Origin of the sequence: Actinoplanes octamycinicus, assembly GCF_014205225.1 — a bacterium.
GTDB classification, from domain to species: domain Bacteria; phylum Actinomycetota; class Actinomycetes; order Mycobacteriales; family Micromonosporaceae; genus Actinoplanes; species Actinoplanes octamycinicus.
Genome location: NZ_JACHNB010000001.1, coordinates 6,056,061 through 6,078,041, shown reverse-complemented (window position 1 = coordinate 6,078,041; position 21,981 = coordinate 6,056,061). Strand labels below are relative to the sequence as shown.

Sequence of the window (21,981 nt, the reverse complement as noted above, 5' to 3'; positions counted from 1 at the left end):
AGCGGTCGTCCCGACTGGATCGAGACGGCGGTGGACACCGCGTTCTCCACGTGATCCGCGGCGTGCCCTCGGTGAAGGGCATGCGGCCGCTGCGGATCTTCATCAGCCGTGGCGCAGGGTGTGAGACGGGGTGATGCCGTAGGCGGCGCGGTAGCCGGCGGTGAAGCGGCTGTGGTCGGCGAAGCCCCAGCGCGCGGCGATCGCGGCGACGGTGGCGGTGCGGGGGTCGGCGGTGCGCAGGTCGTGGTGGGCGCCGGCCAGCCGGGCGCGGCGCAGGTAGGCCATCGGGGTGGTGTCCAGGTGCCGGCGGAACGCCAGCTGCACGGCGCGGATGGTGACGTGGCAGGCGGCGGCGACGTCGGCCACGCTGATGTCGGTGCGGGTGTGATCGTCGATGAACGCGACCGCGCGGCGCACGGTGGCGGGGTGGGCGTCGTGCCGGTCCCCGATGCTCGGGCCGGTCCGGGCATTGTTCGGAAAGACCGTCAAGGCGGTCGCGGCGAGCAGCCGGGACAGGGTGCCGGTGACCAAGGGCGCAGGGCCGGCCGGGAGGGTCTCGACCGCGGCCAGGACGTAGTCGTAGGTGTCGGACCACCAGCGGGCCGCGGTTGCGGAGACCGGCCGGTTCCCGGTGAACCGCAGAACCGGCCCGCTGCGGGGCGGACCGTCAGCCACCTGGGCGAGCAGGACCGGATCCAGGTAGACGGAATCCACATCGAGATCGGCGGCGAGGCCCTGCCAGTCCCGGTCGGGCGGTAGCGAGATCATCACATCGCCGGGGCCACTGTCGTGCGCGCGCCCGTCGTAGCGGTTCGTGACGGTGCCCGCCCGGATCCGGGCGATCGGGATGACGCCCAGGGCGGGCCCCTGGGTGGTGTACCCCATCCCGAAGGTGAACCGGTTGAGCGACACGTACTCGCCCAGGCGGGTGCGGGCCAGGCGCATGGATCCGTTCCCGCCGGACACGTGCAGCCGTACCGGGGTGAACAGCTCACTGATGAGGTGCTCGGCGGCGTCGAGGTCATGCGTCTCGTACACCTCAGTGTCCACGAGGGACGCCTCCTCTCCGATGGCGATGCCCGGCCCGGTCGGGACCGGGTGGCTAGCGGCACAGGGTGTCGTCGGGCAGGACGCCGAACCGTTCCCGGTAGGCGTCGGTGAACCGGGCCGGGCCGGCCCAGCCCCAGCGAGTGGCCACCGCGGCGACCGTGGTACCTCCGGCCGGGTCGGCGGCGGTCAGTTCCTGATGGGCGCGTTCCAGCCGGACCCGGCGCAGGTAGCTGTCCAGGGTGGTGCCGTGCTCCCGGCGGAACGCGTGCTGCAGACCATGGGCGTCCACGCCGGCCGCGGCGGCGATCTGAGCGCCGGTGACCGGCTGGTCGGCGTGGGCCTGGATGAACTCGGCGGCGGCGCGCACCGTGGCCGCGGGCACTCGGGAAGGGCCGCGCAGATAGTAGGCGGTCATCGCGGTGTTCGGGAACGTGTGCAGCAACGCCCCGGCCACGACCCGGGTCCACGCGGCGGCCAGCAGCGGGGAAATCCCGCCGGGCCGCGCGGTGACCAGCTGCCCGCACAGGAACTCGGCCGTGCCGGCGAGAAACCGCTCGGCGTCGGCGGAGACCGGGCCCATCGCCTCGAACCGCAGCGCGTCGCCGGGCAGCCCGGTCTGCTCCTCCGCCAGATCGACCACCGCGTCCCACGACACCCGCAGCGCAAGCCAGTCACCGTGCAACTGGTGGCACGCCGCCGGCCGTTCGGTCGGGTACAGGTATGCCCTGCCCGAGGCCATGGCCAGCTCCTCCCCGCCGCTCGTGACGGCGCCGCCGCCCTTGGTGGCCAGGAAGGCCATCGCCGAATCTGTCGGGCCGGACGTCAACGAGTACGTGAAACCGTCGTACCCGAGCACACCCGCGGTCAGCCCGGCGACCGTCGCCGACTGCGCGCGGCCCTCCACCCGCGCCGGATCCGGGCACCGGAACGACGCTGTGTGCTGCAGGTACAGCTGCCGCACCAGATCCGCGATCTGATCCATGTCCGCGGTGACCAACTCGGCCCGCCGCACCGGCGTCAGTCCGGCACCGGGAAACCCGTCCGTCATGCGCACACCCCCACACCGCGCCACCTGGGCCAGCATAGGCATATCGGACGATCAACGCGTGAGCGTCGATCCTCAGCGAGATCGTCCGGATTCATGATCGAGGTGCGAGGCGATGGAGCAGGGTGACTTGGATGTCGCCGGCCAGGAGATCCGCCGAGCGCGCCAGGAAACTCCGCAGGTGCGGTGTCTTCAGGTTGGCGGCGTGCTCCTCCGGGCTGCTCCACACCTCGTAGAAGTGGAACGAGCCGTGATCGTCCACGGCGCGGTGCAGGTCGTACGTGATGCAGCCCGGCTCGGCCAGGGTGGGTGGGACGAGCGCGGTGAGGGCTTCCCGGAGAGCCGTCTCCTGTCCCGGCTTGGCGCGCAGCTGGGCGATGACGGTCAGATGCTGTGACATGGGTGCGGTGCTCCCGGTTCGGTGGCCCGGTCGTGAGCGCCGGGCCGGCGAGTACCGACGCTAGGCAGAACTGGTCTTGGCGTACAGTCCACTTGCGTGGCCGCTGACCGGACCAATCGTGCTACTGCCCTGCTCATCGAGCTGCCCGAGGACAGCCGGCCGATGCATGAGCGGCTCACCGGCGCGATCCGGACCGCGATCGCACGGGGCCGCCTGACGCCTGGTCATCTGCTTCCGTCCAGTCGTACCCTCGCCGCCGAACTCGGCTGTTCCCGCTGGGTGGTGAACGAGGCGTACGTGCAGTTGGCCGCCGAGGGGCATCTGGAGACCCGGCAGGGCTCCGGCACCCGGGTCACCGCCTGCGCCACCGCTCGTACCGAACCGTCGCGCGCCGAGTCCGGCGACCCCGAGCCGCCCGCGTCGCATGTCGATCTGCGGCCGGGCGCCCCCGATGTCAGCGGTTTCCCCGCCGCGGCCTGGCTGCGGTCCCTGCACCACGTTCTGACCGACCCGGCCTGGTCACCGCCGGTCTTCCCGCCGCCTGCCGGAGCACCCCGCCTCCGGCAGACCGTCGCCGCCTATCTGCGCCGCGCCCGAGGCATCGCCGTGGACAGCGACGACGTGATCATCACCTGTGGCACCTCCCACGGCATGGCCGCGGTGGCCCGAACGCTGACCCCGGCCGGGCCCGGGGTCGCGGTCGAGGACCCCGGCTGGTTCCGTCTGCGGGAGGTGGCCGCCGCGGCTGGACTGCGGATCGAACCGGTCACCGTGGACGCCGAAGGCATCGACGTCGAGGCGGTTCGCCGTGCCGAGGTGGCGGCAGTGATCTGTGCCCCCGCCCACCAGTTCCCCACCGGCGCCCTGCTGTCTCCGCGACGCCGCCGAGCCTTGCTGACCTGGGCGCTGGAAACGTCGGCGATCGTCGTCGAGGACGACTACGACGCCGAGTTCCGCTACGACGGCCGCCCGGTCGGCGCGCTGGCCGGCCTGAGCCGCGACCATGTGGTCCACCTGGGCTCCGCCAGCAAGACGCTGCATACCGGCCTGCGACTCGGCTGGCTGGTGCCGCCACCCGCCCGGCGTCGCGCGCTGCTCGCCGCGGTGGAGACGGCCGGCGCCGGCCCCAGCATCCTGGACCAGCTGACCTTCGCTCACTTCGTGGAGACCGGGGCCTACGACCGCCACCTGCGGCACACGCGAAAAGCCTACCGGCTTCGCCGGGATGCCCTGGTCACCGCCTTGCAGCGGCATAAGGTGACCGGACGGCTCGGCGCGGTCCAGGGGATAGCCGCCGGCCTGCATCTGACCCTGCCGCTGCCACCACGAGCTGACGAGCACGCCGTGGTGTCCCGGCTGGCCGGCCTGGGCGTGACAGCGATCCCGTTGTCCCGCTACACCATCCGTCCTCAGCCACCAGCGCTCGTCCTCGGCTACGGCCGCCTGCCCCCGTCCCGGGCCGAGTGGGTCGCCATGCGGATAGCCGAGGCGCTCCGGCCCTCAGCCCGTCCGCACCAGTTGTCGGGAGGGTGAAGGCACGCTGAAGCACGCGCGGCTCTCGGAAAGGGCGGCCGCCGAAGGCCGTCGGCATCAGTTCCGGGCTGATCATCGCCGCGTAGCATGCGCGGCGTGACTGTGTATGACGTGGCTGCTCGGCTGCCTGCCATCGAGGTGGTGCGGCAGCGGTGCAAGGCTCTGACGGTGCTCGACGCGATCGTCGAGGGCGACTACTACACCTACGAGCCGGCCTGGGGCGCCGGCGAGGCGGCGGCCATGCGCAACGGCAGCGGCGAGGAGTACGACATCGTCTTCACCGAGCACGGCGTCTTCATCCGCGGCCTCTACCACGAGTCACCGATGATCCAGATCGCCGAGGGACGGCTGTGGCCGGGCCTGCTGGACGGGCTGCCCGAGGAGTTCCGGCCGCAGGTGGACGAGCCGGCGTTCAGCTGGGACGGCAGGCTCAACGCCACCTTCGTGCTGTGGCGCCGCACCGGCGACGACCGGTGGCACGCCGGTGACGGCATCGACCTGTCCCCCGCCGATGTCGACGAGGAGGATCCGGACGGTTCCTGGCTGCTCGACGTCCTCTTCGACGACATCGCCGAGCAGTACGCCCAGTACGCCGACGAGGTGCTGGAGATCGAGCTGCCGCCGGCCGCGATCGAGCACGTGGTCGCGTTCCGGCCGCTGACCGGCGAGGCGATCCGGGCGCTCAACCCGGACGCGGACCTGGCCCACGTCCGGTCGGAGGCGGCCAGGATCGGCTATCCCCTGGCCTGACGGCAGACGGTTCGCCGGCCGTGCGGTGCCCGGCGGCAATGGGCGCGACGCCGGGTGTCCGGTTCGATAGCCTGGCGTCTCAATGATCATGGTGGAGGTGCTGTGAACGCGCTGGGTGAGCTGGTGGAGTTGCGGGCGATGCGACCGGGGGACGCGGACGCGCTGTGGCGGTGGAACCACGATCCGGACGTCATGCGGTTCATGGTGGCCGGCTATCCGCAGACGCCGGAGACGGTCGCGAAGTTCCTCACCGAGCGGCCACGCAACGCCTACGGCGACGTGCTGTTCGGTGTGGAGAGCCGTAAGGACGGCAAGCTGATCGGCCTGATCGGGCTGCAGGGCGCGGAACCGGAGACCGGCATCGCCGAGCTCAACATCTACCTCGGCGAGAAGGACTACTGGGGTCAGGGCTACGCCACCGACGCGATGCGCACCGCGTGCCGGTACGGCTTCGACCGGATGCGCCTGCACCGGATCTGGCTGACCGTGGTGGCCGGCAACGACCCCGCGCGCCACGTCTACCAGAAGATCGGTTTCGTCGAGGAGGGCCGCCTGCGCCAGGCCTCCCGCCGCGACGGTGAGTGGACGGACGCGTACCTGATGGGACTGCTCGCCGGCGAGCTGCGCTGACCCACCCCGCGCGCGGCCGGCTACCTGCGGATACGGCCGGGTGGGGCGGTGCTGGCCCGCTCGATCAGGCGGGTGCTCAGCTCCACCCGGGTGGACCCGAGGGGTTTGCCGCGGACCAGGTCGAGGATGGTGTGAGCGGCCAGCCGGCCCATCTCCTCCAAGGGCTGCCGGACCGTGGTCAGCGGCGGCGCCGCCCAGCGCGCGGGCGGGAGGTCGTCGAAGCCGACCACGCTGAGCTGGTCCGGGATCGACAGGCCACGCAGGCGGGCGGCCTCGTAGACGCCGAGTGCCAGGTGGTCGCTGCAGGCGAAGATCGCGGTGGGCGGATCGGCGAGGCCGAGCAGGTGCCGGGCCGCGCCGATGCCCTCCCGGAAGGCGAAGTCGCTGTGCCGGACCAGCGTCGGGTCCTCGGGGATCCCGGCCTCCTCGAGGGCGGCCCGGTAGCCGTCGAATCGGGCCCGGCTGCACAGCAGCCGGCCCTTCCACCCGGTGATCACCCCGATCCGGCGATGGCCGAGCCCGATCAGATGCCTGGTCGCGGCGCGGGCGCCGCGCCAGTCGGTGGTGCCGATGGTCGGCAGGGTGGCCGCGGCCCGCATCCCCGGGTCGAGGCCGAGCACCGGCGTGTTGAGCTGGTCCAGCATGGCGCCGAGCGGCGTGTCCCCGCTGGCGGCCGCCAGGATCACCCCGGCGGCCTGCCCGGACCGGGCGCGCCGCAGCAGGCTCTCCTTGCCCTCGCCGCCGCGGTCCAGGGACGACACCATCAGTCCCACCCCGGCCTCGCGGGTGACCACCTCCATCCCGCGGATGTGCGCCAGCTGCCAGGCGCTGTCCAGGCGCGGGTAGATCACGTGGACGATCCCGGCCGGGGCCGCCGACCGCGAGGTACGCGGCCGGTAGTCGTACTCGGCCAGCAGTTGCTCGATCCGGGCCCGGGTCGCCTCGGCGACCTCGCCGCTGCCGTGCACCACCTTCGACACGGTCGGCACCGACACGCCCGCCGCCCGCGCGACGGCCGCCAGGGTCACTCGCTTCACAGCCGGTCGGCTCACCTCGGCGCTCCCCTCCATCGACGATGACGGTTCCCGGGTGGCAGCAAGTCTCGCACGAACCGGTGCCGCCGTGGCGGGCCCGGGAAACGGGTCGCGGTGATCGCCTCTATGGTGGGCTCATGGCGTCGATCAAGCAGGTTCAGATCACCTTCGACTGCGCCGAGCCGGAGCGGGTGGCCCGCTTCTGGTGCGCGGTGCTGGGCTATCAGGCGCCCCCGCCGCCGGAGGGTTTCGCCAGCTGGGACGCGTACAACGACGCGCAGCCGGCGGAGAAGCGGGACCGGTGGTTCTGGTGCACCGACCCGACCGGGGTGGGTCCGCGGCTGTACTTTCAGAAAGTGTCCGAGGGCAAGGTCGTCAAGAACCGGGTGCATCTCGACGTACGCGCCGGCACCGGCCTGGTCGGCGACGAGCGGCTGGCCGCCCTGAAGGCCGAACGGGACCGCCTCGTCGCGCTCGGCGCGGTGCACCTCTACACCCAGTACGCCGACGGCGAGGAGGAGTCCTGCATCACCATGCAGGACGTCGAGGGCAACGAGTTCTGCCTGGACTGAGCGGGGCCGCCGGCTCAGTTCCGGCCGGCGTACAGATAGACGACGACCGTGCCGGGCGCGTCGAGGTCGACGAGCAGTCTCCGGCGCGTGCCGTCGGCGGCCGGCTCCTCCTCGGCGATCCCGGAGACGATCTTCGCCGTCTCCGGATGCCACAGGTTGCCGCCGCCGACGTCGTCCTTCGCTCCGACGGCGCGCAGGCCGGGCGTCAGCGGCGCGGTGAACTTCGCCCCGGTCAGGAACGTGTCGAGCGCGGCCCGCGGCATCCGGACCTTCGCCGACAGCCGCGTCTCCAGGCCGGTGCTGGAGACCGCGGACAGCAGCACCGAGCCGGGCGGCAGGGTCACGTGCGCGACGGCTTCCACCTGGCCCGCGCTGGCGACGACCGGCTCGGACTGCACGGGCAGGCCCCGGTCGGCCCCGCCGTCCCGGTCGTCCGCCAGCGCGAAACCGGCCACACCACAGGCCACGAGGGACAGCACCAGGCTCAGGCCGGCGACAGCGAGAGCGGTCGAGCCGCGCTTGTCGGTCATGGCCGCGACGATACGGCCTGTCCGCCGGCCGGCTTGAGTCTCCAGTAGGGGGAGACAGCAGAGTGGCGGACATGGACGGGGAGATCCTCTACTCGATCGGTGATCTGGCGCGGCGGACCGGCCTGACGGTCAAGGCCGTCCGGTTCTACTCGGACGCCGGCATCGTGCCGCCGACCGGCCGCAGCCCGGCCGGTTACCGGCGGTACGACGCCGGCGCCGTGGCCCGCCTCGACCTGGTCCGGACCCTGCGTGAGCTGGGCATCGACCTGGCCACCATCCGGACGGTGGTGGAGCGGCAGGCCCCGCTGGCCGAGGTGGCCGCGGCGCACGCCGAGGCGCTCGAGGTGCAGATCCGGGTGCTGCGGTTGCGCCGCGCGGTGCTGACCGTGGCGGCCCGGCGCGGCTCCACCGCCCCGCAGCTGGAGGTGATCCACCGGCTGGCGAGACTGTCCGCGGTGGAGCGCCAGGAGCTGATCGACGACTTCCTCGGCGACGTCTTCGAGGGCCTGCACGAGCACCCCGCCTTCGCGGCAGTCACCCGTTCGATGACCCCCGAGCTGCCCGACGACCCGGAGCCGGAGCAGGTCGAGGCGTGGCTGGACCTGGCCGACCTGTTCCAGGACGGCGGCTTCCGCGCCACCCTGCGGGAGATGGCCCGGGACCTGGCGAACGATCGGGTCACCGGGGACACCACCGGGCTGCCCCGCGTCCTCGCCGAAGCGGTCCGAGCAGTTGTCACCCCGGCTCTGGCGGCCGGCGTGGACCCGGCCGCACCCGAGGCCGAGCCGGTCGTCGCGGCGCTGGCGGAGCACTACGCCCGCATCCTCGGTCACCCGGCCGCGCCCGGTGACACCGAGGTGCGCCGGCGCCTCGCGACGCTGCTGGAGAGCATGAACGACCCGCGCCGGGACCGATACCTGGCCCTGCTCGCGGTGCTCAACGGCCGGCCGGTGCCGGACAGCCTGGCGCCGATGCTCGACTGGTCCGTCGCGGCCCTCCACGCCGGGACGCGGCGGTAGTGGGCCGCCCCGGACCCGCGCCCACCGTCGACGCCCCGCCGCGGCGGTTCCTCGCCGGTTACCGGACGCTGCTGGACGTGCCCGGCTTCTGGCGCCTCGCGACCATCGGGCTGGCCTCGAAGCTGGCCCCCGGCATGCTCGGGCTGAGCCTGCTGCTCCTGGTGGGAGGCACCTTTTCGTACGCGACGGCGGGTCTCGCGGTGAGCTGCTCGGCCCTCGGGCAGGGGCTGAGCGCTCCCCTGCGCGGGCGGCTCATCGACCGGTTCGCCGCCGGTCCGGTCCTGCTCGGCTGCCTCGTCGCCCACCTGACGGCGACGGCCGTGCTGCTCGTGACGGTGAGCCGGGCCGGCCCGCCCGTCGCGGTGCTGGCCGCCGCCGCGGCCGTCGGCGCGACCAACCCGCCGGTCGGCGTCATGATGCGTACGGTCTGGCGGCACGCCACCGACGGCGAGGCGCTGACCACGGCGATGGCCCTGGACGCGTCCATGATGGGCGCCGCGCTGATCACCGGCCCGGCGCTGGCCGGCTGGCTCAGCCTGTCCCTGTCGCCGGTCGCCCCGGTCCTGGTCCTCGCGGTGCTGACCGCCGGCACGGTCGTCCTGCTGATCGGCGGTCCCCCGGTGTCACCGCGCCCGGTGCGGTCCGGTCGCCGGGCCGGGCTGCTCGCCGCCGCGCCGGTGCGGCGCCTGCTGGTCACCAACGGTCTGTTCGTGATGGCGGTGACCGCCCTGGACGTGGTGCTGCCCAGCTACGCGCGGGAGTTCCAGGTGGCCAGCCTGACCGGCGTCTACCTGGGGGTGCTGTCGATCGGCAGCGTGCTGGGCAGCTTCGCGCTGGGCGCGGCGGCGCACCGGCTGCGCGCCGATCGCCGGCTCCGGTTGCACCTCGGCGTGTTCGCGGCCGGCTCCGCCGCCCTGGCGCTGAGCGCCCGCTGGTCGCCGCTGGCCGTGCTGCTGGTCTGCCCGGCCGCCGGGCTGATGATCGGTTCGCTGTTCGCCACCCTGCGCACGCTGGGCGGTGACCTGGCGCCGCACGGCCGCGTCACCGAGACGATGTCCTGGCTCAGCACCCTCGACATGGCCGGCGGCGCGGCCGGAGCGGCCGTCTTCGCCCAGCTCGCCGACGCCCAGGGAAGCCGGGCCGCGCTCGCCCTGATCCCGGTCCTGCTCCTCGCGGCCGCGGCGGTGAGTCCACCGGCCCGATAGGTGCGGCGGCTTGGCAGGGTGTCCGCCGTGACCGAACTCGTGGAACGTGTCGATGAGCAGGATCGGGTGCTGGGCGTGGTCGGGCGGGACGAGGCGGTTCGCCACGGCTGGCTGCACCGGGTCGCGACCACCGTCTGCCGGGATGCTCAACGGAGGTTCCTGGTGTGCCGGCGCGCCGACCGGCTCTCCCGGTTCCCGGGGTATCACGAGGTCAGCTTCGGCGGGGCGGTGGCGGCCGGCGAGTCCTACGGCGCGGCGGCGGCCCGCGAGGTGGCCGAGGAGCTGGGGGTCCGGGTGGCGGTCCGGGAGGTGGTCAGGTTCCGGTGTCACGGCGTGGTGGGCGGCTACTGGCTGGCAGTCCATGAGGCGGTGGTCGGCGGCGAGGTCACGCCCGACCCGGAGGCGGTGAGCTGGGTGGGCTGGATGACCGGGGCCGAGCTGGAGCGGGCGGTGCGGCGGCACCGGTTCGTCCCGGACGGTCAGGAGGCGCTCCGCCGCTACCTGGCGGTCGTCGGCCACTAGCGGCTCCGAAATCACCGCCACACTTTTCGGAGCACTTCTCCGAAACTTCCGGCAATTGATCTCGTACCCGAAATTATATTGTCGCAGCTTGATACCTATATGCCTGGCTCAACTGCCATGACGGGTGAATATTGACTGTTGTAATTGCCGGAACTGGCTTGTTATGTTTCGGCCGATCCCCACCTCTCCGCCCTGGCAGCACTCCCCCACTCCAGGTAAGGAATCCGCCCATGAGAAAACCCTGGCGCAAGCTGCTGGCCGCGGCGGCCGCGGTCATCGCCGGCCTGGTGGTCGCCACCACGCTCCCCGCGTCACCGGCGTCCGCCGCGGCGCTGACCGAGGTCACCGGGTTCGGCACGAACCCGACCGGCATCCGGATGTACCTCTACGTCCCGGACCGGCTCGCCACCAAGCCCGCGGTGCTGGTGGCCGTGCACTACTGCACCGGCTCGGGGCCGGCGTTCTACTCCGGCACCGAGTTCAAGTCGCTGGCCGACCAGTACGGCTTCATCGTCATCTACCCGTCGACGGTGCGAACCGGGAACTGCTGGGACGTGTCGTCCGCGGGCGCGCTGACCCACAACGGGAACAGTGACCCGGTCGGCATCACCTCGATGGTCAAGTACGTGCAGCAGCGCTACAACACCGACACGGCGCGGACCTTCGTCACCGGCGCCTCGTCCGGCGCGATGATGACCAACGTCCTGCTCGCCGACTACCCGGACGTGTTCGCCGGCGGCGCCGCGTTCTCCGGCGTGCCGGACACCTGCTTCCAGGCGACCGCGGGCAACCCGGCCGACCCGAGCCAGCAGGCCGGCTGGAACAGCGCCTGCGCGAGCGGCCAGGTCATCAAGACCGCCGCCCAGTGGGGCGACGCGGTGCGCAACTCCTACCCCGGCTACACCGGGCCGCGCCCGCGCATGCAGCTGTGGCACGGCGCCACCGACACCACGCTGCACTACAACAACTTCGGCGAAGAGATCAAGCAGTGGACCAACGTGCACGGGGTCAGCCAGACGCCGGTCAAGACCGACACGCCGCAGTCCGGCTGGACCCGCACCTGGTACGGCGACACCTCGGCGCAGCCGCCGGTCCAGGCGATCAGCATCGCCGGGGTGGGTCACTCGCTGCCGATGGCCGGCCAGGCCAGGATGGCGATCAGCTTCTTCGGCCTGGACGCCACGCCGGTCCCGCCGTCCTCACCGTCCTCGCCGACCCCGTCCACGCCGTCGTCGTCGCAGCCGCCGGTCCCGGGCGGGTGCACCGCGACGATCTCGCTGAACTCGTGGACCGGCGGGTACGTCGCCACGGTCACGGTCAAGGCCGGGTCGTCGGCACTGAACGGGTGGACGGTCGGCACCACGCTGCCGTCCGGCTCGGCGATCACCAACTCGTGGAGCGCGACCGGTAGCGGCACTAGCGGGGCGGTGAGCTTCACCAATGTGAACTACAACGGCTCGGTCGGGGCGGGGGCCAGCACCCAGTTCGGCTTCCAGGGCACCGGCACCGGGCCGACCAGCGCCACCTGCACCGCCCGCTGACCGCGGGAGTCGACGAGAGCGGACCGGCACGGGCGGGTGATCACGCCGGTGCCGGTCCGTGGTGGTGACGGAGGCGTACGCGAAACGGGTCTTGACCGGCGTCGCCTCGGACCGGTGGTCAGCGCGCAGCCGGCGGGGACACCCAGTCCGGCAGCGGCTCGCACGCGGTCAGCCAGTCCGCCGGCACGCCGGACAGGCCGGTGCGACCGGCGATGATGCCGCCCACGATCGCGCAGGTGGTGTCGATGTCGCCGCCGGGCAGCGCGGTCGCCCAGAGCGCCTCGGTCAGGTCGTCGAGGTGCGTCGCCGCGCACCATACGGCGTACGGAACGGTGTCCACCGCGGAGATCTGCAGCCCGCAGCCGACCATCCCGGCGACGTGCCGCGGGTCGGCGCCCGCGGCGAGCTTGCCGGTCCGCCGCAGCCGCGAGCCGACCTCGGTGTCCGGCACCCGGTCGGCGACCGCCCCGATCAGCTCGTCGCCCGGGACACCCCGGACGCTCAGCGCCGCCGCGACCGCGACCGCCACGGCGCCGGCCGTGGCCTCCGGATGGGCGTGGGTGACCGCCGCCGATCGCGCCGCCTCGGCCGCCACCCGGTCGAGGTCGTCGGCGAACCAGGCGCCGAGCGGCGCCACCCGCATCGCCGCGCCGTTGCCCCACGAGCCCATCCCGTCGAACTGCCGCCGGGTCACCTCGGCCCACGGCTCACCCTGTCCGATCGCGATCAGCACGTCGTGCATCGAGGCGCCATAGCACCGGTACGGATCGGCGGCGTAGGCCTCGGCGAACGCCGCGGCCAGGGCGTCCTGGTCGACCCGCCCGTGCTCGTCCAGGATCCGCAGCACCGACAGCGCCATCGCGGTGTCGTCGGTCCACGGCCACGGCCCCTCCTTGAGCCGCCGCTCCCCCACCGCCGTCTCGACCTGCTCGGCGGGCCGGAAGAACCATGTCTCCCCGAACGCGTCACCGAGCGCGAGCCCGCGCAGTGCCGATACCGCCGCCGTCCGATTCCCCATGCCTCCATGATCGCAAGCCGAGCCTTGTGATCTGGACCACTGCTGCATACCATCCAGATGCGTCAATAAGAACACCACGGAGTTTCAAATTGCTCGCCCCCTGGGAGAGGCACACATGCGCGCTACCCACCGCTTACTGGGCGCCGCCGCCGCGGTCGCCCTGGCCGCCACGACCGCCGCCACCGCCACCCCTGCCTCGGCCGCCGCCCCCGCCGCGCTCCGGGAGGTGATGTTCGTCGGCAACAACTGGGAGGGCACCGCCGACGTCATCAAGTCCAGCGGCGACTTCGCCAAGCTCGGCCGGATCAACGTGGTGCCGGACAAGAACCAGCGTCTGACCGAGATCTACCTCAACCCGATCAAGCTGATCTACTTCCTCGGCATCCGCAACGGCCCGGGCGAGGGCCACGACCAGCTCGTCGACGACCTGTACTCCACGCCGGACGGCACCGCGCTGGTGGCCTCCCGGCCCAGCTTCGCCGACGTCGTCTCGATCGACATCGCCACCGGCAAGCTGAAGTGGCGCTTCCCGGTCTCCGGTTACCGCGCCGACCACATGGCCGTCTCGCCGGACGGCACCCGGCTCGCCGTCTCCGCGTCCACCTCGAACACCGTGCACGTACTGGACATCACCACCGGCGCGCAGCTCGGCTCGTTTGCCACCGGCGACAAACCGCACGAGAACGTCTTCACCAACGGCGGCCGTTACATCTGGAACATGTCGATCGGCAACGTGGAGACCGACCTGGACAGCCCGCTGCTCGACTGGACCAAGGGCGACCGGCACATCACCGTGGTCGACACCACCACCTTCCAGACGGTGAAGACCATCGACATGCGGTCCCGGCTGAACGCCTTCGGCCGCAGCGACCTGTCCAACGCGGTCCGGCCCGGAGTCTTCACCCCGGACTTCGGCAAGCTGTACTTCCAGGTGTCGTTCTTCAACGGCGTCGTCGAGTACGACGTCGCCACCGACAAGGTGACCCGGGTGAAGACGCTGCCGAAGAACCCGGCCACCAGCGACGACCGGACCAGCTACGTGAACGACTCGCGGCACCACGGGCTGTCGATCAGCCCGGACGGCGGCAAGCTGTGCGTGGCCGGCACGATGGACGACTACACCACCATCGTCGACCGGGCCACGCTGCAAGAAGGCACGCTGGTCCCGGCGGCCAAGCCGTACTGGGCCACGGTCAGCGGTGACGGCCGGGCCTGCGTGATCTCGGAGAGTGCCGCCGACCAGGTGACCGCGATCGACTTCGCGACCGGGCAGAAGATCACTTCGGTCGGGGTCGGGGATCACCCGCAGCGGGTCCGGCTCGCGCACGTGCCGGCCGGCTGGGGCGGCTGATCACTTCCGGGCTTGGTGCGGGCGCGGGGTGTCAGCCCCACGCCCGGACCGGCTCAGACCCGCGCTGCCCGGCGGCGGGACAGCACCACCGCACAGATCACCAGGGCGACCCCGACCGCCAGGAACGGCAGCGTCTGCCCGAGCGAGCCGCCGCCGACCATCAGTTCGTGCAGCGTGGTCAGTGCGAAGGTGGGCGCCGCGGCGATCAGCAGCCGCTGGTCGGCCGTCGCGAACCACAGGAAGACCGCCCCGGCCAGCACCGCCGCGATCACCGCCAGGGCACGCTGCGCCGGATCGACCATCTGCAGCCCACCGATCGGCACCAGGTGCAGCGCCACCACACCGGCCGTGACCAGCGCCGCGTTGCCGCGCTCCAGCTGCGGCACGTCAGCCGGCCGCCACCGGCCGGCGACCACCAGGGGCAGCGCCACCACCGGCGCCCACCACTGCGGCAGGCCGTTCAGGTACAGGTACTGCGACAGCGCGGTCTGCACCACGACGGCCGCGACGATCAGTCCGATCGCGAGCCGCTGCCGCCCCAGGACCAGCGCCACCAGGGCCGCGAAAGACAGGATCAGATTCGGACCCAGATCTTTCAGTACGAGCAGAGGCGCGTCGAATCCGCCGAACTGGAAACCCTCCACCAGGTCGTCGGTCGCGATCAGCACGCCGAGCGCCAGCACCGCGAGGGCGGCCAGCTGCACGCCCTGCCACGCCAGGAAGACCGTCGGCCGGTTCGCCGCGCTGCCGGCGCGCACCCGCAGGCCACCGCGGATCAACGCGACCGCCTGCCGCAGCTCCGGCCAGCGCCGGGTCCCGGCGTCGTCGGTGACCAGCACGTCGAGCAGTTCGTCGGCGCGCTCACGCCGGTAGTCGGCCGGGTAGGACCGCAGCAGCGCCCGGTAGCGGCGCTCCAGGATGTCAGCACTCATGCCGGTGAAGTCCTCCAGGTCGGTCGAGGGGTGTCGCCCTGCGTCAGCCGCTCGTGCACGACACGCGCGGCCTGGGCGAGCCGGTCCGCTTCCTGGGCGAGCACCTGCTGACCGCTGTCGGTCAACCGGTAATAACGTCGCGCCCGCCCGTTGACGATCTCCTCGCCGTCGGCGGTGACGTAGCCCTCGCCGAGCAGCCGGTCGAGCACCGAGTACAGCGAGCCGGCGGCCAGCTTCACCTGGCCGGCGGACAACTCTTCGACCCGCTTGACCACGGCGTACCCGTGCAGCCGCCCGTCGAGCAGGGCGGCCAGCACGAAGTACGACGGTTCCCGCAGGGTGACGCGCGAGGATGATCGCATGGCGGTTGAATATACAAGTAGCGTGTATATAGATCAAGGGAGGGCATGACCGACCGCCGTCGACCTCGGCTCAATGGATCACGGCGGTCGCCTTGCCCGTCCGCTTGCGGCTGTTGGACTTGCTGACGGTGAGAGTGGACGGAACCTCCTCGCTGCTGGGCAGGTCCGTCTGCGCGAAGAGCAGCTTCTTCGTCGTGGGCAGCTTGCCCGCGGCGGAGGCCAGCTTCTTCGGCGTGGACCGGTCCTTGGCCGCGGCCCGCGACTTCTTCGCCGCCGTGCGGGTCGACTTCGACTCGGCGGTCTCCAGCTTGATCAGCTTCTTGACCAGCTCCGGCTTCTTCAGATCGTCGGTGCCCTTCACCCCACGACTCTGCAACTCCCGACGCAGGTCAGCCACCTTCATCCGGGCGATCGCCGACTCACTCACCTCAGGAGTGTTCGGAGTGTCGTTACCGCTGGTCGGATTCTTCCGTCCGGACGCCGACTTCTTCCCCGCCGACTTCTTCGCCTTCGACCCGGCGGTCTCCAACTTGATCAGCTTCTTGACCAGCTCCGGCTTCTTCAGATCGTCGGTGCCCTTCACCCCACGACTCTGCAACTCCCGACGAAGGTCAGCCACCTTCATCCGGGCGATCGCCGACTCACTCACCTCCGGCGTATTCGGAGTGTCATTGCCACTGGTCGGATTCTTGCGTCCGGACGCCGACTTCTTCCCCGCCGACTTCTTCGCCTTCGACCCGGCGGTCTCCAACTTGATCAGCTTCTTGACCAGCTCCGGCTTCTTCAGATCAGCCGTGCCCTGCACACCACGGCTCTGCAACTTTCGGCGCAGGTCACCCACCTTCATCCGGGCGATCGCCGACTCACTCACCTCAGGAGTGTTCGGAGTGTCGTTACCACTGGTCGGGTTCTTGGCGCTCTTGGTAGCGGCCACGGGGGTCCACCTCACATTCCTCGTTGTCCCTGTCTCATCGGCCTTACCCCGCGCCTCAGCGATCACACGGGTGGCGCTCATGGCGTACGGAAGCTGGGTCTTGAGCCTCACGTGACGTCAGGCGACATAGTCATCCCCGTGGCAGAACACCTCACCGTGGGACGCGTCGCCGAGCTGGCCGGCGTCAGCGTCCGCACCCTGCACCACTACGACGAGATCGGTCTCGTGCAGCCGTCCGCCCGGACCAGCGCCGGCTACCGGGCCTACGCACCGGCCGACGTGGAGCGGCTGCGGGAGGTGCTCGCCTACCGGCGGCTGGGGTTCGGGCTGCGCGAGATCGCCGATCTCGTCGACGACCCGGCCACCGACGCGGTCGCGCACCTGCACCGCCTGCGCGGCCTGCTGCTGGAGCAGCGGGACCGGGCCGGCGCCATGGTGACCGCCATCGACAGGGAACTCGAAGCCCGGGCCCGGGGGCTCGGCACCACACCGGAGGAACAGTTGACCATGTTCGGCGCGCAGTTGTACGACTCGATCGGCGCCGCCTACCCGGCGACGCGCCGCACCGAACCGCGGATCGCCGCGCGGGTCTGGGAGGCGCTCGGCGACGCCCGCACGGTGCTCAACGTCGGGGCCGGCACCGGCTCCTACGAACCGGCCGACCGCGAGGTCACCGCGGTCGAGCCGTCCGCGGTGATGCGCGCCCAGCGCGGCCCGGACGCGGCGCCGTGCGTGGCCGGCAGCGCGGAGAGCCTGCCCTTCGACGACCAGTCGTTCGACGCGGCGATGGCGTTCAGCACCGTGCACCACTGGCGCGACCCGATCGCCGGGCTGCGCGAGATGCGCCGGGTGGCCCGGCGGGTGGTGGTGTTCACCCACGACGCCAGCGACACCGGCTGGCGGAACCGCTTCTGGCTGTCCCGCGACTACCTGCCCGAGGTGGCCGGCCTGGTCGCCGGCCGCCCGCCGGTGGAGGACCTGGCCGCGACGATCGGCGCCCGCATCGAGCCGGTGCTGATCCCGTGGGACTGCGCCGACGGCTTCTTCGAGGCCTACTGGCGCCGGCCAGAGGTCTACCTGGACGAAAGCGCCCGCCGCGCGGTGTCGATCTGGACCCGGGTCGGGCCGGAGGCCGAGCAGCGCGCGGTGTCCCGGCTCCGCGCCGACCTGGACTCGGGCCGCTGGGCGGACCGCAACCGCGAGCTGCTGTCGCTCGACGCGGCCGAGCTGGGCCTGCGACTGCTCGTGGCCTAGAGCGGCTGTACCGGGTCGCCCACCGCGATCGTGCCCGGGTTGACCGGGACGATCCGGACCCCGAACCACACGTTGCCGTCCCACCGCCGATGCTTCGCCAGGGTGCGGATCGGCTCCTTCGCGGTCCGCCCGGTCGCCGGGTCCAGCGTGGTCACCGCGCACCGGTCGCAGTGCTCGGCGAACCGGAAGAGCACCTCGCCGACCCGCACCTCACCCCAGCCGTCCTCGGCGAACGCGGCCATCTCCCCGTCCACCACCAGGTTCGGCCGGAACCGGGTCATCGGCACCGGCCCGCCGCCGTTGTCCGCGATCCACGCGTCCAGCTGGCGCAGCGACGGCTCCGTGGTGAGCAGCAGCGGCGCCGCGTCCGCGAAGCTCAGCACGTCGCCGGGCCGGCCGCCGTGACTCTCCGACATCGGCCGGCGGGCCGGCTCGTCGAGCCACACCAGCCGCACGTCGAGGCCGAGCGCCGCACACAACCAGGCGTCGGCCGCGTCTCCGGCGGACACCGCCCTACCTACTCCGCGCAGCGTCACCTCGACCGGCTCACCGCCGACCGGCTCGGCCAGGTGCAGATCCGGATGCCCGGCAGCGCGCAACCGGACCCCGCCGTCCCCGGTCTGCACCGCGGAGACGCCGGCGAGCTGCCGGAACTCCCCGGCCCACGGTTTCTTCCCGGACCGGTCGACCACCATCCACCGCCGGTCTCCGGCGATCCCCCACGGGTCCACCCGCGCCTCGCGCAGCGGCTCCCCACCCATGGATTTGACCGGATAACGCCACAGTCCCGAAACGATCACGCCCGTCAGGCTAACAGCCCCTAGGTATACCTAGGCGCCCCCGGCCAGCCACCTAAACCGCGCTGACCTGCGAAGATAGGTAGGCGTTCCGGATGTCAGGGCAGCTCGGCCGATCGACGATGGACACATCGAACGACGACAAGGGAGACCGAGATGTTGCTGCACCCGGAGACGATGCTGGTCCTGGCCCACGACCGCCGCCGCGAACTGATCGCGGAAGCCGACCAGCAGCGCCTGCTCCACAGCGCCCGCCTGAGCCGCCTGGCCCGCCGGGCCCGCACCACCTCCCCGGTCCGGGGCCAGCCCGCCTGATCCAGGTCCGCGGGCCGCGCACGGCACCTTCCCGGCGCGGCCCGCCACTTCCCGGTACGCCTCCGTCCCGAAGCACCCGGAAGGCGCGGTCCGCTGGCGCCCTGAGCCCGGTCCCGGTGGTCCTCGCCCACGTGGTCGCGAACCGGGAGAAGTCCCTGGGAAGAGATCGCCCGGTCACTCAGCACCGTGCTGAGAACGACGGCGCCAGTAGGCGAAGGTGACCGCGCCCAGCAGTGGCCCCCACAGCAGCAGCGGGAGGTAGCAGACATAGAACATGCTGGCCTCCCAGAAGCCGCCCTGGGTCGGGAAGTCCGGGTCCAGCGATGTCCCGCCCATCGTCACATCCCGGAAGATGGCGGCGAAGGCGACGGTCCACAACACGGTCAGGAAGATCGCCGCGGCTGTCGCCGGGACGACCGCGAACAGCCTTGGCACCGGGCGGCCACCGGCCCACGGCATCCAGCGCGGGAAGCGCTCGCCCCAGGTGGCGATCAGCCCGACCGCGGTGAAGGCCAGCAGCTCGGCCACGATCGACAGGCAGACGAGGTAGATCTTCTCGCCGATCCCGCCGTCGGAGAAGACGAATTGCAGCCGCCAGAGTCCGGACGGCAGCACGACGAGCGGCACCGCGTTCGCCGCGATCCGCGCCCACCGCGGCACCCCGGCAACCGGCCGGTGCGCGGCCTGCCACGCGGCCCGTACCCGCCCGTACTGATCAATGTTGGTCATGCCGATGACGCTAGGAACGATCGATGCCGCCCACCTCCCTCCGTGGAGGGAGTACATCGGCCGGAGCGTGGATTAGCGTCGAGAGCCATGACGCGCCGCCTCGCCCGCGCCGGGCTCTACCCGCTGGTCGGCGCCGCCCTGCTGACGCCGGTCGCGGTCGCGCTCGGCGTGCCGATCCTGACCGCGCCGACCCTGGGCCGCGTGCTGCTCTGGTGGGCGGCGTGCCTGCCCGGCGCCGTGCTGCTCGCCATGACGCCGTTGATCCGGCGCCTGGAGGTGGCCGCACTGGCCGAGCTGCTCGACGTGGACGTGCCGCACCGGGCCGATCGCGTCTACCTGACCGTCCTGACCAGCCTGCACCTGTTCGTCGGCGCCACGCTCAGCGCCGGCCTGGCCGCGCTCTCGCCCGAGTTGCTGCGCCTGGGCGACGGCCGGCCCGGCGCGCCGGGCGACTCGGCCGAGGTGCTGCTGGTCGCCGTCGCTGTCCTGATCGCGATGGTCGCCGCCGGATCCGGCCAGCGCTGGGCGGCGCGCCGGCTGTTGCGCACCGAGCCGTCCCGGCTCGTCGACGCGCTCGACCGCCGCCAGAGCCTCGCGCTGGAACTGCACGACTCGGTCGGTCACGCGCTCAGCGTCGTCCTGGTGCAGGCGATGGCCGCCGAGGCGGCGCTGCAGCGGACCGAGCCCACCCTCGCCGCGCAGTCGCTCGACCACCTGGCGTCCACCGCCCGGATCGCCCAGCAGGATCTCGACGTGCTGCTGAGCGTGCTCGACGACGGCGTCACCGAGCAGGCCCCCACCCTGAGCTCGCTCGGCACCCTGATCCGCGGCCTCGACGTGCGGGCCCGCGCCGACCCCCTCGACCGGGTCCCGGCCGCGACGTCGCGCGCCGCGTTCGCGATCACCCGGGAGGCGCTCACCAACGCCCTGCGGCACGGGCACGGCCCGGTGACGCTCGATCTCGCTGTCGGCGCCGGCCTGGTGGTCACCGCGGAGAACGCGACAATCGGCGCGGCGGCCGGGCCGGGCCGGGGGCTGACCGGCATGCGGATGCGGGCTCGCCTCGCCGGCGGCGACTGCACCTGGCGGGAGGTGGACGGAACGTGGCGGGTACAGGCAGTGCTGCCGCTGTGATCCACATCGTGCTGGCCGACGACGAGAGGCTGATCCGCGCGGGCTGGCGCACGATCCTCTCCGCGCACGACGACATCGAAGTGGTCGGCGACGCGGCCGACGGCCACGAGGCCGTGGTGGCCGGCGCCGGAGCCGACGTGGTGCTGATGGACGTCCGGATGCCCGGCATGGACGGTCTGACCGCGACCCGGGAACTGGCCCGCCGAGCCCCGGCGACCCGCGTCGTCGTGGTCACCACCTTCGAGAACGACCAGTTGGTCTGGGGTGCGTTGCGCGCCGGCGCGGCCGGTTATGTGCTCAAACGCGCCCCGGCCGCCGAACTGCTGGCCGCTGTCCGGCTGGTGCACACCCGCGACGCGGTGGTCTTCCCCGACTCGCTGCGCCGCATCGCCGCGCCGCACACCGGCACCCGGTCGAGGACCACGATCGAGTTGACTCCGCGCGAGTCGGAGGTCCTGCGGCAGATCACCCGCGGCCGGACCAACAGCGAGATCGCGACGGCCCTGCACATCACCCGGGAGACGGTCAAGACGCACGTCGGCAACGTCCTCGACAAGCTCGGTGCCCGCGACCGCACCCAGGCAGCCGTCCTCGCCTACGAGTTCGGCCTGATCTTCCCGGGGGTGGGCGGATGACCCCCACCAGGTCGCCGACCAGGAGCAGATCACCCGCCGACGATCCGCGGCGCGCCGAAGTCCGCGTTGTCGATCAGGATGTCCGCCCGCCGCTGCGGCGAGCAGGTCGCGAAGTACCTGCGCTGCGCCTCCACATAGCGCCGCATGCTCGGATGGTCCGGGTCCGGTTCGGTGCCGTCCCGCTCGGCCATCCGCCGCGCCGTCTCCCGGAACGGCACGTCCAGGAACACCGACAGGTCCCACACCTGCCCGATCTCGTCCCGGTGCAGGAACAACCCGTCGACGATCAGCACCGTCCCGGGCGCGGCTTCCTGCCGATCCGGGTACAGCACCTCGTCGGTGGCCAGGTCGTGGGCGGCCGTCCGGTACCGCCGGGAGCCGCCCGGCCCGAACGGCTCGAGGACGTCGGCACGGAACCGTTCGTAGTTGTAGGAGTCCTCCCAGAAGCCCCGCGGCGACGTCCGGCCCTGCCGGTAGCGCACCTCCCGGACGTTGTGGAAGTCGTCGATCGACACCCGCACCACCGGACGGCCGAGCGCTCGCACCGCCCCGGCGAGCCTCTCCGCGAAGAACGTCTTACCGGAGCCGTCCGGCCCGTCCACGCCCACCCGCAGGCAGGCCCCGTCCCGGGAGGCCGGGATCCGGCCCGCCACCTCGTCGACCACATCCATCGGCCCAGGATGCCAGGG

At 72.2% G+C, this 21,981-nt stretch carries 25 protein-coding genes; 13 read left to right on the top strand and 12 right to left on the bottom strand.

The features are described 5' to 3' along the window. Positions 1 to 102 precede the first annotated feature (102 nt). The 3 genes from BJY16_RS26715 to BJY16_RS26705 all read right to left on the bottom strand — a co-directional run bounded on the left by BJY16_RS26715 (position 103) and on the right by BJY16_RS26705 (position 2,495). Positions 103 to 1,050, bottom strand: a complete 948-nt coding sequence (locus BJY16_RS26715) for a helix-turn-helix transcriptional regulator (RefSeq protein ID WP_185042315.1) — start codon at positions 1,048 to 1,050, stop codon at positions 103 to 105. A gap of 52 nt (positions 1,051 to 1,102) precedes the next feature. Next, a complete protein-coding gene (locus tag BJY16_RS26710) occupies positions 1,103 to 2,098 on the bottom strand; it encodes an AraC family transcriptional regulator (RefSeq protein ID WP_185042314.1) in 996 nt (331 codons plus the stop codon). Between the two features lie 91 nt (positions 2,099 to 2,189). After that, positions 2,190 to 2,495, bottom strand: a complete 306-nt coding sequence (locus BJY16_RS26705; protein WP_185042313.1) for a putative quinol monooxygenase — start codon at positions 2,493 to 2,495, stop codon at positions 2,190 to 2,192. A 96-nt stretch (positions 2,496 to 2,591) separates the two neighbouring features. On the opposite strand from BJY16_RS26705, the gene pdxR reads away from it, so the two are divergent. The 3 genes from pdxR to BJY16_RS26690 all read left to right on the top strand — a co-directional run bounded on the left by pdxR (position 2,592) and on the right by BJY16_RS26690 (position 5,408). Next, positions 2,592 to 4,028 carry a MocR-like pyridoxine biosynthesis transcription factor PdxR gene (gene pdxR / locus BJY16_RS26700; protein ID WP_185042312.1) on the top strand — a complete coding sequence of 479 codons (1,437 nt, stop codon included), beginning with the start codon at positions 2,592 to 2,594 and terminating at the stop codon, positions 4,026 to 4,028. 87 nt (positions 4,029 to 4,115) lie between these two features. Continuing rightward, complete coding sequence (locus tag BJY16_RS26695; protein WP_221502040.1) at positions 4,116 to 4,778, top strand: hypothetical protein; 663 nt, start codon at positions 4,116 to 4,118, stop codon at positions 4,776 to 4,778. Between the two features lie 102 nt (positions 4,779 to 4,880). After that, positions 4,881 to 5,408: a GNAT family N-acetyltransferase gene (locus tag BJY16_RS26690; protein WP_203759115.1), complete on the top strand. Its 528-nt coding sequence runs from the start codon at positions 4,881 to 4,883 to the stop codon at positions 5,406 to 5,408. 20 nt (positions 5,409 to 5,428) lie between these two features. Here the strand turns inward: BJY16_RS26690 and BJY16_RS26685 are convergent, their stop codons facing one another. Beyond that, positions 5,429 to 6,460: a LacI family DNA-binding transcriptional regulator gene (locus BJY16_RS26685; RefSeq protein WP_239177701.1), complete on the bottom strand. Its 1,032-nt coding sequence runs from the start codon at positions 6,458 to 6,460 to the stop codon at positions 5,429 to 5,431. Positions 6,461 to 6,579: 119 nt separating this feature from the next. On the opposite strand from BJY16_RS26685, the gene BJY16_RS26680 reads away from it, so the two are divergent. Next, on the top strand, positions 6,580 to 7,014 hold the full coding sequence (locus BJY16_RS26680; protein ID WP_185042309.1) for a VOC family protein: 435 nt from the start codon (positions 6,580 to 6,582) through the stop codon (positions 7,012 to 7,014). A gap of 14 nt (positions 7,015 to 7,028) precedes the next feature. Here BJY16_RS26680 and BJY16_RS26675 read toward each other — a convergent pair whose 3' ends face one another. After that, positions 7,029 to 7,544, bottom strand: coding sequence for a hypothetical protein (locus BJY16_RS26675; RefSeq protein WP_185042308.1), 516 nt, complete (start codon positions 7,542 to 7,544; stop codon positions 7,029 to 7,031). 71 nt (positions 7,545 to 7,615) lie between these two features. Here BJY16_RS26675 and BJY16_RS26670 point away from each other — a divergent pair, with 71 nt between their 5' ends. From BJY16_RS26670 to BJY16_RS26655, 4 genes are all read left to right on the top strand, one after another. Then, on the top strand, positions 7,616 to 8,563 hold the full coding sequence (locus BJY16_RS26670) for a MerR family transcriptional regulator (RefSeq protein WP_185042307.1): 948 nt from the start codon (positions 7,616 to 7,618) through the stop codon (positions 8,561 to 8,563). Beyond that, positions 8,563 to 9,768, top strand: coding sequence for an MFS transporter (locus BJY16_RS26665; RefSeq protein ID WP_239177699.1), 1,206 nt, complete (start codon positions 8,563 to 8,565; stop codon positions 9,766 to 9,768). The genes BJY16_RS26670 and BJY16_RS26665 overlap by 1 nt, the downstream gene beginning before the upstream one ends. 27 nt (positions 9,769 to 9,795) lie before the next feature. Beyond that, the gene (locus tag BJY16_RS26660) at positions 9,796 to 10,290 is read left to right on the top strand and encodes an NUDIX domain-containing protein (RefSeq protein WP_185042306.1); all 495 of its coding nucleotides are present in this window, start codon (positions 9,796 to 9,798) and stop codon (positions 10,288 to 10,290) included. 230 nt (positions 10,291 to 10,520) lie between these two features. Next, positions 10,521 to 11,831, top strand: a complete 1,311-nt coding sequence (locus tag BJY16_RS26655) for an extracellular catalytic domain type 1 short-chain-length polyhydroxyalkanoate depolymerase (RefSeq protein WP_185042305.1) — start codon at positions 10,521 to 10,523, stop codon at positions 11,829 to 11,831. A 118-nt stretch (positions 11,832 to 11,949) separates the two neighbouring features. Here the strand turns inward: BJY16_RS26655 and BJY16_RS26650 are convergent, their stop codons facing one another. Further along, the gene (locus BJY16_RS26650; protein WP_185042304.1) at positions 11,950 to 12,849 is read right to left on the bottom strand and encodes an ADP-ribosylglycohydrolase family protein; all 900 of its coding nucleotides are present in this window, start codon (positions 12,847 to 12,849) and stop codon (positions 11,950 to 11,952) included. 115 nt (positions 12,850 to 12,964) lie between these two features. Here BJY16_RS26650 and BJY16_RS26645 point away from each other — a divergent pair, with 115 nt between their 5' ends. Then, positions 12,965 to 14,200, top strand: a complete 1,236-nt coding sequence (locus tag BJY16_RS26645; RefSeq protein ID WP_185042303.1) for a YncE family protein — start codon at positions 12,965 to 12,967, stop codon at positions 14,198 to 14,200. A 53-nt stretch (positions 14,201 to 14,253) separates the two neighbouring features. Here BJY16_RS26645 and BJY16_RS26640 read toward each other — a convergent pair whose 3' ends face one another. The 3 genes from BJY16_RS26640 to BJY16_RS26630 form a co-directional block, all read right to left on the bottom strand. Then, positions 14,254 to 15,132 carry a hypothetical protein gene (locus BJY16_RS26640; protein WP_185042302.1) on the bottom strand — a complete coding sequence of 293 codons (879 nt, stop codon included), beginning with the start codon at positions 15,130 to 15,132 and terminating at the stop codon, positions 14,254 to 14,256. Continuing rightward, positions 15,129 to 15,494, bottom strand: coding sequence for a PadR family transcriptional regulator (locus tag BJY16_RS26635; RefSeq protein ID WP_185042301.1), 366 nt, complete (start codon positions 15,492 to 15,494; stop codon positions 15,129 to 15,131). Before BJY16_RS26635 ends, BJY16_RS26640 begins: the two co-directional genes overlap by 4 nt. Positions 15,495 to 15,564: 70 nt before the next feature. Then, positions 15,565 to 16,428 carry a hypothetical protein gene (locus BJY16_RS26630; protein ID WP_185042300.1) on the bottom strand — a complete coding sequence of 288 codons (864 nt, stop codon included), beginning with the start codon at positions 16,426 to 16,428 and terminating at the stop codon, positions 15,565 to 15,567. A gap of 138 nt (positions 16,429 to 16,566) precedes the next feature. Here BJY16_RS26630 and BJY16_RS26625 point away from each other — a divergent pair, with 138 nt between their 5' ends. Beyond that, the gene (locus BJY16_RS26625) at positions 16,567 to 17,682 is read left to right on the top strand and encodes a MerR family transcriptional regulator (protein ID WP_185042299.1); all 1,116 of its coding nucleotides are present in this window, start codon (positions 16,567 to 16,569) and stop codon (positions 17,680 to 17,682) included. Here BJY16_RS26625 and BJY16_RS26620 read toward each other — a convergent pair. Further along, complete coding sequence (locus BJY16_RS26620; protein WP_185042298.1) at positions 17,679 to 18,482, bottom strand: MOSC domain-containing protein; 804 nt, start codon at positions 18,480 to 18,482, stop codon at positions 17,679 to 17,681. The two genes, BJY16_RS26625 and BJY16_RS26620, sit on opposite strands and share 4 nt — an antisense overlap. Positions 18,483 to 18,635: 153 nt before the next feature. Here BJY16_RS26620 and BJY16_RS26615 point away from each other — a divergent pair, with 153 nt between their 5' ends. Further along, positions 18,636 to 18,794, top strand: coding sequence for a hypothetical protein (locus BJY16_RS26615; protein ID WP_185042297.1), 159 nt, complete (start codon positions 18,636 to 18,638; stop codon positions 18,792 to 18,794). Positions 18,795 to 18,968: 174 nt separating this feature from the next. Here BJY16_RS26615 and BJY16_RS26610 read toward each other — a convergent pair whose 3' ends face one another. Next, a complete protein-coding gene (locus BJY16_RS26610; RefSeq protein WP_185042296.1) occupies positions 18,969 to 19,523 on the bottom strand; it encodes a hypothetical protein in 555 nt (184 codons plus the stop codon). An 87-nt stretch (positions 19,524 to 19,610) separates the two neighbouring features. Here BJY16_RS26610 and BJY16_RS26605 point away from each other — a divergent pair, with 87 nt between their 5' ends. After that, the gene (locus BJY16_RS26605) at positions 19,611 to 20,657 is read left to right on the top strand and encodes a sensor histidine kinase (protein ID WP_185042295.1); all 1,047 of its coding nucleotides are present in this window, start codon (positions 19,611 to 19,613) and stop codon (positions 20,655 to 20,657) included. Then, positions 20,654 to 21,292, top strand: coding sequence for a response regulator transcription factor (locus BJY16_RS26600; protein ID WP_185042294.1), 639 nt, complete (start codon positions 20,654 to 20,656; stop codon positions 21,290 to 21,292). The genes BJY16_RS26605 and BJY16_RS26600 overlap by 4 nt, the downstream gene beginning before the upstream one ends. 29 nt (positions 21,293 to 21,321) lie before the next feature. Here the strand turns inward: BJY16_RS26600 and BJY16_RS26595 are convergent, their stop codons facing one another. Beyond that, positions 21,322 to 21,963 carry a nucleoside/nucleotide kinase family protein gene (locus tag BJY16_RS26595; protein ID WP_185042293.1) on the bottom strand — a complete coding sequence of 214 codons (642 nt, stop codon included), beginning with the start codon at positions 21,961 to 21,963 and terminating at the stop codon, positions 21,322 to 21,324. Positions 21,964 to 21,981: the final 18 nt, after the last annotated feature.

What these genes read in the sequence shown, in the direction of transcription:
- BJY16_RS26605 (WP_185042295.1), top strand. Translation starts at nt 19,611, where the DNA reads ATGACGCGCCGCCTCGCCCGCGCCGGGCTCTACCCGCTGGTCGGCGCC.
- BJY16_RS26610 (WP_185042296.1), bottom strand. Translation starts at nt 19,523, where the DNA reads ATGACCAACATTGATCAGTACGGGCGGGTACGGGCCGCGTGGCAGGCC.
- BJY16_RS26675 (WP_185042308.1), bottom strand. Translation starts at nt 7,544, where the DNA reads ATGACCGACAAGCGCGGCTCGACCGCTCTCGCTGTCGCCGGCCTGAGC.
- BJY16_RS26640 (WP_185042302.1), bottom strand. Translation starts at nt 15,132, where the DNA reads ATGAGTGCTGACATCCTGGAGCGCCGCTACCGGGCGCTGCTGCGGTCC.
- BJY16_RS26705 (WP_185042313.1), bottom strand. Translation starts at nt 2,495, where the DNA reads ATGTCACAGCATCTGACCGTCATCGCCCAGCTGCGCGCCAAGCCGGGA.
- BJY16_RS26645 (WP_185042303.1), top strand. Translation starts at nt 12,965, where the DNA reads ATGCGCGCTACCCACCGCTTACTGGGCGCCGCCGCCGCGGTCGCCCTG.
- BJY16_RS26710 (WP_185042314.1), bottom strand. Translation starts at nt 2,098, where the DNA reads ATGACGGACGGGTTTCCCGGTGCCGGACTGACGCCGGTGCGGCGGGCC.
- BJY16_RS26595 (WP_185042293.1), bottom strand. Translation starts at nt 21,963, where the DNA reads ATGGATGTGGTCGACGAGGTGGCGGGCCGGATCCCGGCCTCCCGGGAC.
- BJY16_RS26650 (WP_185042304.1), bottom strand. Translation starts at nt 12,849, where the DNA reads ATGGGGAATCGGACGGCGGCGGTATCGGCACTGCGCGGGCTCGCGCTC.
- BJY16_RS26635 (WP_185042301.1), bottom strand. Translation starts at nt 15,494, where the DNA reads ATGCGATCATCCTCGCGCGTCACCCTGCGGGAACCGTCGTACTTCGTG.
- BJY16_RS26655 (WP_185042305.1), top strand. Translation starts at nt 10,521, where the DNA reads ATGAGAAAACCCTGGCGCAAGCTGCTGGCCGCGGCGGCCGCGGTCATC.
- BJY16_RS26615 (WP_185042297.1), top strand. Translation starts at nt 18,636, where the DNA reads ATGTTGCTGCACCCGGAGACGATGCTGGTCCTGGCCCACGACCGCCGC.
- BJY16_RS26670 (WP_185042307.1), top strand. Translation starts at nt 7,616, where the DNA reads ATGGACGGGGAGATCCTCTACTCGATCGGTGATCTGGCGCGGCGGACC.
- BJY16_RS26695 (WP_221502040.1), top strand. Translation starts at nt 4,116, where the DNA reads ATGCGCGGCGTGACTGTGTATGACGTGGCTGCTCGGCTGCCTGCCATC.
- BJY16_RS26680 (WP_185042309.1), top strand. Translation starts at nt 6,580, where the DNA reads ATGGCGTCGATCAAGCAGGTTCAGATCACCTTCGACTGCGCCGAGCCG.